An 8,241-nucleotide genomic window follows, 5' to 3' on the forward strand; every position below is an offset into this window, starting at 1 on the left:
CTTTTAAATTTATATGAGGACAGAAAATTGGAGGGTGATTATTATGCAGACGCAAACATTTCCTCTGGTATTTAGCAGTATCTGTATTGCTATTAACCTTGTACTGGGAACCCTTGTCCAAACGCTAAAAATTCCCCTGATATTCCTGGATACACTTGGTACAATTTTAGGCGCAGTTATGTTCGGGCCTTTCTTTGGCGGTGCAATCGGCTTATTGACAAACATCATTCAGGGCATGCTGACAAACCCTAAAGACATCCCTTTTGCCATCGTTAATCTAGCCATTGGGGTAATTGTCGGTTATGTCGCCCGGCGTTATACCTTTTCCTGGCTTACAGCCCTCTTGACTGGTTTGTTAATTGCTGTTGTAGCTCCGCTCATTGGTACTCCGATTGCCATTTGGGTCTACGGCGGCCTGACTGGCGGCGGTACTGATTTAATTTTTCTTTGGCTCCTAAAAAGCGGACAAAAAATCTTTACAGCTGCTTTTATCCCGCGCATAACTGGTAATCTTATCGACAAAATTGCCTGCGCACTGCTGGTAGCCTCACTGGTCCGGTATTTCCCCGCAAACATCTTACGTAAAGCGACCAATCCTTTGGTTTCTTCCCAGGGAAAAAACTATGTTCCGACAAAATAAGCTGGCGATCGTCAGTCACTGTGTATTAAACCAAAATAGTGTTGTCCAACCGTTGGCAAGGTCTGGCGGAAGTTTTCGCAGGCTTGTCTCCATATTGTCCCAAGCAGATCTGGGGATTTATCAACTGCCCTGCCCGGAGCTTATTTACGCAGGCATGACGCGCAAACCACAAACCTATGAGGAATATAACACCCCTGCATTTGAGGCAGTCTGCCGCCAGGCTGCTGATAGGGTACTACAAGATCTGGATAACTTCCAGGCTGTCGGCTGTGATGTCTGCCTGCTCCTTGGCATCAGGCGCAGCCCCACTTGCTCACTCACCGAAATTAGTGGCCATTTATTTCGCTTGCTGCTCCCTAAACTGATCCGGAGATTTCCCAATATGCTGATTCTTGATGTGCCACCAGATTATAGCGAGGGACAATCGCACGAATTTGAGTCAATCCTGCGTCAGGCGATTCAGACCTAATAGTTTTTTTGAATAAAGTAAAACGCGCTAAGGAATCTTCCTCGGCGCGTTTATAGTTTATAGTTTATAGTTTATTGTCGTTTAGAAATGTTTCGATATTATTTAATACCTTTTCGCTCAGGCGGTCAAAGGCCTGTCTGGTGCGACCTGATGACATGTTCACACAGTTTACATGGGGGTTGGCAAGCAGCCTGCCGGTATCATCGCCGAGAGCGGCGGCAGTGTCACAGAAAAATTCGTTATCACCGTGTTCAAGCCATTTGGCAAGAGCGGTACTATCGTGCGACGGGCCGATGGAGGTATTGAACATGATTTTGTGATTGCCAAGCCATTCAAATTGTTCATCATGGAAGAGGATGATGTTTTTATTCAGGCAGGTGCAAACGACATCAACGGTGTTCAGCAGCTCTTTCAGCGGCAGGTATTTGATGTTTTTTGCTTCCTGTTCCGGCTTGCGGGTGCGGCTGAAATAATATAAATCGGCGCCCAGGGCCTGAAGGCCGGCGGCAATCAACTGGCCGGAGGTACCGAGGCCGACTATGCCGACTTTTAGATCGGTAAGCTCTACCGGCAGTTCCTGCCACTGTTTATCACCGAAACCGTGGAGATAGCGGATGAGCTCACTGGTTATGTATTCGACAACCCCCTGGTCGCCGTAATCGCGGACGCCGTAGACTGTGATATTGCTGGCACGGGCGGTGCGAATATCGACATTGGCGCTTGCTTCGGAATATAGGCTGCAGCACATGCCGATGTAACGGATGCCGGGGCAGGCCTCAAGTACGCTCTTTTCGATGCGGCTGGTATAACTGAGCAATACGGCATCAGCATCGCCGATGCGACGGATTATCTCCGCATCGTCCTGCGGAATGTCTGCAAACAACGCAACTTCTTTGGCATATTCATGGAGTTTCTGCTGAGCTGACGGAATCAGACTTACCGGTTCTATGGCAACTAATTTTTTAAACATTGCATGATACCTCCTAAAAGACAATCGGCGCTACGGCATTTTGCAAAACCTCTACTACACTCCAGGCGGCAATGGCGCTGGTACGGGAATAGATATTGAGCTCAACGCGTACTTCTTCGCCCTGTATTTCAATCTTGTATTCATCACCTTTGAAGCCTGGCACGGCTTTGATATTCATGGTTGTATTATCCGGGCCGGCGCTGGCAAGGGCGGTAGCGATTGCCACATTTACCTTGGTTGGCAGGATGGCTATTGCTTCCTTGGTCGTGCCGCTGAATACCTGCTGCGGCGCGGTGATATCCATTAATTCACCAGTGAAAAGCGGTGTGTTTTTGAGCGAAACCGGCGCTTTCTGTGAGGCGATAGAAGCGGTAATCGGGCTCATCAACGCGGCTGTACGCAAAACATCAAAGCCACCTACGGCACCGCTGGCAATGTATACGCGGCGCTTGTTCCGGGCAGCGGTATTTTTTATGCGTTCATAAAGCGCACTGTCGGCAAAAGCGCCGATTGACAGTACAACAAGGTTTGAGCCGCCGTTTAATATTGTTTCACTGTAGTCCTGTACAGATTGTACGGATGCGGCTTCAGCCGTAAAATCCGGCTTCATCGCCATAAGTTCATCAATATCGGCACAGGCCTTGCAGCCGTGGCGTTCAGCAAATACTTGCGCGCGGCCATAGTCCCTTCCCAGAACGGCAATCAGTTCATATTCCGGCAGATAGCCGCCCTTTAATGCATTAGCTACGATATCATTAAGATAGCCGCAGCCGATAAGTGCTAATTTTATTTTTTCCATGGTATACCTCTTTTCCTGTTCTATATATTATTATGCCACCAAAGCCCAATCACCTTTTTCTTTAATCGTCAATATCTTTTCATGATAAAGAATAATACTGCTACGATGACCCACACTGATAATCCCTGTCGCTTTAAGTTCGCTCCCGAGCAGCTTATACAACCTTTTCTCCATAGCTTCATCCAATCCGGCAGTGGTTTCGTCCAAAAACAGCCACTGTCAATTAATGCTTTGGCTGCATTGATCGCCGATTATGCCGAAAATCCGGTCACCCAGCAAGGAGTTTACACCTGCCAGTATACGCGTCTGAGTTTAGTTATTGACAAAAACATCATCACAGCCTCTTGTTAGAGGTTGTGATGATGTTTTCATATGACGCCCTGCTCTCGTTAACACGCAATGATAAGCAACTAGTCAGCACTGACCCTATGATTCAGCCACCGGATACTGCTATGGCTGTTCCGGCAATGGGTCTGCAGTGCTACTTGCCGGTTCCTCTGGCAAATATTTTTCCACCTTAACGTTCAGCGGAAGAACAATCGTGCAGGCTACTGCTTGATAATCACTAGCATAAGCCGGCCTAAATACCGACTGCTTCAGGGAATCAATTGCGGCCTGATCAAAAGATTCATCGCCAGAGCTGGTAATAATCTTAATATCGCCAACTGTTGTGCCACTTTCAGAAATGGTCGCTCTTAGCTTCACCAATATGGTTTTTTCCGAGTATTTTTCCCGCAATTCCGGTGATAACGAAACAGGTGCCAAGGTAATAATTTGCGGCGGAGTTATTGCGGCATCTTTCGCCATAACGGGAACAGACATAGCAAACATCACTACTAACAGAAGTGCCAGGCTAAACCGAACTTTCTTAAGAAATCTCATTTAAAACACCCTCTCTTTTGTCATTTTTAAAGAAAAGCCACATATCACAACGCGAGAACCATTCTCACATAGCAAATAAAAAAATAGGGGTTATGTATACAACTGCTGCTATCAACCCTTTCATACCGGCATTATGCTTGTAGCTATCCACATTGATAATTATTCTCTTTCAAGAAACATCAATCCTGCTAACTCACGAAAAAAATGCGTACTAATAGATTCTAATAAATTGAGGGATGGGATTGCCCTTATGGAATTCCGGCAGATATGAAGGACCAGAATATCCTTTTCAATATAGCTAAGTCTATAAATTAAACGATTTGTGGTATTGGCTGGGAGTAAAACCATGGATCTTGCTTTAGGGGCTTTGACCTTGGCTGGATTGGTAGCCCCTCCCCTTGGCGGGCCTGGTATCTGGCAAAACCTAGGCACTCTGGCTCTCGCGATTCCAGTCATTGTCACCTTATGGTGCTGGTGGCGCAATCAGCAGTAGGGAGGCAATGTGATGATGAAAAAAGCCAAAAATCCTACAATATTTAATATATTGCAGGATTTTCAACTAAATAATTAATGATCTGACTTAGGTACTGAGAATACTCAATCGTCGTACTCCCGAAGGATAGGCTAATTGTTTTCAGTTGTAACTATCATAGTATTTTTCATCGTGTTAGCTAATAGCTCCGAAGGAACACCGAGATCAACATCAGCATCAACTGCTACTGAAAATTTTGTCCCTGCAGGTATATCCTGGTTCTTACCCTTAAGAAATCCTGAAAATACGCCTACCAACAACCAAGGCACTACCATTCCATGGCCTCCACCATATTTCTTGGTGTCAAGAGACAATGGTACTGGGATATTATTAATAGTCTTTGTATTACTTGCTTCAAGTTCAATTCCTCCGCCTTTACCCCAAGAACCAGCACGCTTTACGCTTTTAACTACGGCTTCACCCACGATGCCCTGTTGAATAACAGTCACACCATTAATAACTACGTTTTCTGTGATTTTAAAGATAGCTTTGTCACCGACATTGCTTGTTTTTGAATTAACCCCTTGAATCAGTTCAGCCTTTATCATAGTGCCTCGAGGAATATAAACATTACCAGGAACAACACTAGTAACTACAGGTTTCGTTGAGGCCTCGATACCCTCAGCAGCAAATACGAGTGGAGTTGACAAAAATGACACAATAATGGTTAAGATGATTGCAATTTTAAATGCTTTTCCCACAAACTAACCTCCTTTTGATATTTCTCTTCATATTCCACCAATTTGTTAGAATTTCCTTTATTTTTTGAAGAAATAAATAATTAACCTCCTTACGGCCTCACGCCTACCATGATTGCCAGATGATTCTTGTTGAGTCTATCATATCTAGCTTAATTTCCGTGCAAGATAAAAGCGAGGATTGGTTACCTAGTTAAAATTAAAAAGTATACTGGAGGTAAAGACATGACTGAAGCAGGTGACACTGGTGCCACATTGCATGCTGAGTTTAACAAGCACGCGTCCAGGTATCAAATCAATTATACGAATCCCATTACCAGCGGGGAAATCCAGGATATCCTCCGGGAAGAAGAGGACAGTACAGCCAGTGCTTCTCCAAAAAAGAGTGACAAATAGCAGTCATTACAAGCCCGCAGCAGCGGGCTTTCTATATAATTATAGATTAACGGAAAAATAACATGCTACCGTGGCATAATATGGTATAATTGCAGTAAAATGAGCGGCAACGGTAATCCTGTTGCGTTGCAGATCAAGGGGGATGGCCATGAAAATCGTTACTCTATTGTCTGTGCTGGCCGTAAGCACAGCCTTGCTGGCTGCTTGTGGCAATGCCAACCAGCCGGTGCGCAATGGAGCAGTGCAGGAGTACTCATCCCAGACCGGGGTTAAGTCGCCCGCGCCAGTGGGTAAAACCCCGGGCAAGGTTACGGTCAACTTCGATTATCAGCGCATGCGCAAAATGGCAAGTGATCAATTGGCCGTTTGGATCGAGGACACTCAGGGGAAATATGTGCGCACCCTGCTGGTAACCCGCTTCACTGCCAACGGCGGCTATCAAAAACGAGCCGAAGCTGTGCCGGACTGGCAAAAGGTATTCCAACCCGCCACCACCAGCCAGGCGGTACTGGATGCCGTGAGTTCGGCAACACCGCAGTCCGGCCCGGTTGCTGTCATGTGGGACTGCCTTAACCAGGCCGGTGAGGCTGTTCCCGCCGGTTCCTATGTCTATAAGGTCGAGGCAAATATTGAGTGGGCGAAAACGGCGCTCTGGCAGGGAACTATAACGGTTGGCCCGACTGCCGGACAATCCACCGCCACCCCGACAGCAGGCGACGGTATCTTACTGCAAGCCGTGCGGGCAGACTTTGTGCCAACGCCTTAATTATTGCTGGATACGCACATTACCAGCACGGTAATGTACCAAACATTTATAATTTAAAACGCCTAAAACATCATTTTACCGGGCAAAAACCCGGGACGTTTTAGGCGTTTTTTCGTGCATTTATAAAGCCAAATCCAGGTTTTTAGGATAAACCTCTAAAAAAGTAATGCAAGCCTCTGCAGTAATGAGTTTGATGTTTTCAAAAATATCATGCAGGTGGTTGTTGATAGCCGTTGGTGTAATGCCAACCGGGCCATAGACCACAAAAAGGGCTTGTTTCGTACAGGGAGTAATGCTTGTCCGGGCATCCGGACCTCCCAATATACTGGAGATAATACCGTGCTTATCAGCCAACATCATATCATCTTTTTTACACAACTGTTCTTTGCCGTTTATGCCGGTGTATCTTTCGTGACCGCCGGCTAAGCCAAGGTGCAACGGTTCCTGAATTGCGGCCAAATCATGGCCGGCGGTCAGTAAACAATTCTTTAGTTCAGCCAGAAACATTGCCTCGACCAAAGCGGCTGCGCACGGAAGCTGTTTACCCTTATAAATGATTGATTCCAGTTGGTGCAGTACATGATAGTTTTTTTTGTAGCGCTTATAATACCTTATATAGGGTTGTAATGATTGGCATTGGTCTACTAAATCAGAGTAACCAAATTCAGCCTGCAGGAATTGAACAACCTTAGTCTTTTTTTCTTCCAACCGGAGATTATACCGGGGATTGGCTACCTTATCTACAACCATCATTCCGAGACACGCTCCGGGATATACAGTCTGCCACGCAGCAGCTATTTCTAACATTTAGATCACTCCCTGGCAAAGCTGTTAACCAGCTCTTTTCTATATAAGATATCATCTAAAGCCAGACTTTTGTAGTACCAGTTCAGCACAAAATCCCGGGTGCCACTGATGCGGTGTATCACTGTATCTAGACACATATACAAGTGAATGGTAAACTTTGTATATGGGGAGGTAAGCTATGCGATGCTGTATACTCACCAGAGACTGCTTGGTGAATGAGCAGGTTCCCTAAATACGCTAATAAAGAATTGAGGTATTGCTTTGAATAGAGAAGATGAAATGATGGAGCACCAGGATATTCCCCAGCCACCTGCGCAGAAGCCCTGGTATAAAAGAATGGGTCTAGGCGGGGCAGTTACAGTTCTGCTAGCACTACTAAAATGGAAGAGCATTCTTGGTTTTCTCAAAGGAATTTTTCTGGTGTTTAAGTTTAGCAAGTTTGGGGTCACATCATTATCGATGCTTACGATGATTGGCGTGTACGCCTGGTTTTATGGTATCCAATGGGCAATTGGTTTTGTCTTACTCATTGCAATCCATGAATATGGTCATATGTTTGCTGCTAAACGCCAGAACATCCCCGTAACTGCGCCTGTCTTTATCCCTTTTCTGGGAGCAATGATTGGCATTAAAGAACCGCCTAAAGATGCGGCAACAGAGAGTATTATCGCCTATGGAGGTCCGCTGTTTGGCTTTTTAGCGGCAGCCGTTGTTCATATGGCTGCCTATGGATTTCAGTCGCCGCTGCTCTTCTCCCTGGCTTTTACAGGTTATTTCCTGACATTGTTTAACCTTATTCCAGCCTCGCCACTTGATGGCGGGCGGATTGCCGGAGCAGTCTCGCCCTATATTTGGTTTCTGGGTATTCCCTTAATCGGAGTTCTTATTTGGGTTAGTTTCAGCCCGATCCTGATATTAGTGTTGTTCGGGGCGATTCATCGTGCCTGGGAGTTCTGGAAGCACCGCAATGATTCCTACTATGATACTGATACCGGGTTTCGCCTAAAGATAGGAATAGCCTACCTGTCCTTGCTCTTATTAAGCGGGGTATTAACTTACGAAGCGCACATTACTGCCGAGGCGCTGCGACCAAGGCTTTAGGGAGCAGGCTTGATTATAACTAAAATAACTCAAGTATCAAATAACTCAAGCCTGAACATCCCGCTGGTTTTGTCAATTGTTTTGTTAAAAAAGCCATCAACAAATGGTCGCCTTATTATGTAGTATAGAGAAAAAAGCAGATAGTCACCCAGCCTAAAAAGTAGTACAATTTTTTTAGGCA

The 8,241-nt window shown here is 45.7% G+C and carries 12 protein-coding genes; 6 read left to right on the forward strand and 6 right to left on the reverse strand.

Features of this window, described 5'->3' with window-relative positions:
- Positions 1-43 precede the first annotated feature (43 nt).
- Positions 44-640: a CD3073 family putative ECF transporter S component gene (locus VN379_RS15835; RefSeq protein ID WP_325535567.1), complete on the forward strand. Its 597-nt coding sequence runs from the start codon at positions 44-46 to the stop codon at positions 638-640.
- Positions 624-1,109, forward strand: a complete 486-nt coding sequence (locus VN379_RS15840) for a hypothetical protein (protein WP_325535569.1) — start codon at positions 624-626, stop codon at positions 1,107-1,109. Before VN379_RS15835 ends, VN379_RS15840 begins: the two co-directional genes overlap by 17 nt.
- A 64-nt stretch (positions 1,110-1,173) precedes the next feature.
- Here the strand turns inward: VN379_RS15840 and VN379_RS15845 are convergent, their stop codons facing one another.
- The 4 genes from VN379_RS15845 to VN379_RS15860 all read right to left on the reverse strand — a co-directional run bounded on the left by VN379_RS15845 (position 1,174) and on the right by VN379_RS15860 (position 3,760).
- The gene (locus VN379_RS15845) at positions 1,174-2,079 is read right to left on the reverse strand and encodes a D-isomer specific 2-hydroxyacid dehydrogenase family protein (protein WP_325535571.1); all 906 of its coding nucleotides are present in this window, start codon (positions 2,077-2,079) and stop codon (positions 1,174-1,176) included.
- Positions 2,080-2,092: 13 nt separating this feature from the next.
- A complete protein-coding gene (locus VN379_RS15850; RefSeq protein ID WP_325535573.1) occupies positions 2,093-2,878 on the reverse strand; it encodes an aspartate dehydrogenase domain-containing protein in 786 nt (261 codons plus the stop codon).
- A 30-nt stretch (positions 2,879-2,908) separates the two neighbouring features.
- Positions 2,909-3,085, reverse strand: coding sequence for a hypothetical protein (locus VN379_RS15855; RefSeq protein WP_325535575.1), 177 nt, complete (start codon positions 3,083-3,085; stop codon positions 2,909-2,911).
- A 243-nt stretch (positions 3,086-3,328) separates the two neighbouring features.
- Entirely contained in the window at positions 3,329-3,760 is a 432-nt protein-coding gene (locus tag VN379_RS15860; RefSeq protein ID WP_325535577.1) for an energy transducer TonB, read from the reverse strand.
- A gap of 346 nt (positions 3,761-4,106) precedes the next feature.
- Between VN379_RS15860 and VN379_RS15865 the strand changes: the two genes are divergently transcribed.
- Entirely contained in the window at positions 4,107-4,253 is a 147-nt protein-coding gene (locus VN379_RS15865) for a hypothetical protein (RefSeq protein ID WP_325535580.1), read from the forward strand.
- A 131-nt stretch (positions 4,254-4,384) separates the two neighbouring features.
- Here VN379_RS15865 and VN379_RS15870 read toward each other — a convergent pair whose 3' ends face one another.
- Positions 4,385-4,993, reverse strand: a complete 609-nt coding sequence (locus VN379_RS15870) for a hypothetical protein (RefSeq protein ID WP_325535582.1) — start codon at positions 4,991-4,993, stop codon at positions 4,385-4,387.
- Between the two features lie 222 nt (positions 4,994-5,215).
- On the opposite strand from VN379_RS15870, the gene VN379_RS15875 reads away from it, so the two are divergent.
- Positions 5,216-5,386, forward strand: coding sequence for a hypothetical protein (locus VN379_RS15875; RefSeq protein ID WP_325535584.1), 171 nt, complete (start codon positions 5,216-5,218; stop codon positions 5,384-5,386).
- A gap of 148 nt (positions 5,387-5,534) precedes the next feature.
- Positions 5,535-6,152 (forward strand): DUF2271 domain-containing protein, encoded by a 618-nt coding sequence (locus VN379_RS15880; protein ID WP_325535586.1) that lies wholly within the window; start codon positions 5,535-5,537, stop codon positions 6,150-6,152.
- 120 nt (positions 6,153-6,272) lie between these two features.
- Here VN379_RS15880 and VN379_RS15885 read toward each other — a convergent pair whose 3' ends face one another.
- Positions 6,273-6,959: a phenylalanine--tRNA ligase beta subunit-related protein gene (locus VN379_RS15885; RefSeq protein WP_325535588.1), complete on the reverse strand. Its 687-nt coding sequence runs from the start codon at positions 6,957-6,959 to the stop codon at positions 6,273-6,275.
- A gap of 261 nt (positions 6,960-7,220) precedes the next feature.
- Between VN379_RS15885 and VN379_RS15890 the strand changes: the two genes are divergently transcribed.
- Positions 7,221-8,060, forward strand: coding sequence for a site-2 protease family protein (locus VN379_RS15890; protein WP_325535590.1), 840 nt, complete (start codon positions 7,221-7,223; stop codon positions 8,058-8,060).
- Positions 8,061-8,241: the final 181 nt, after the last annotated feature.

It is taken from the genome of Sporomusa sp. (genome assembly GCF_035561255.1).
In the GTDB taxonomy this organism is placed as follows: Bacteria; Bacillota; Negativicutes; order Sporomusales; family Sporomusaceae; genus Sporomusa.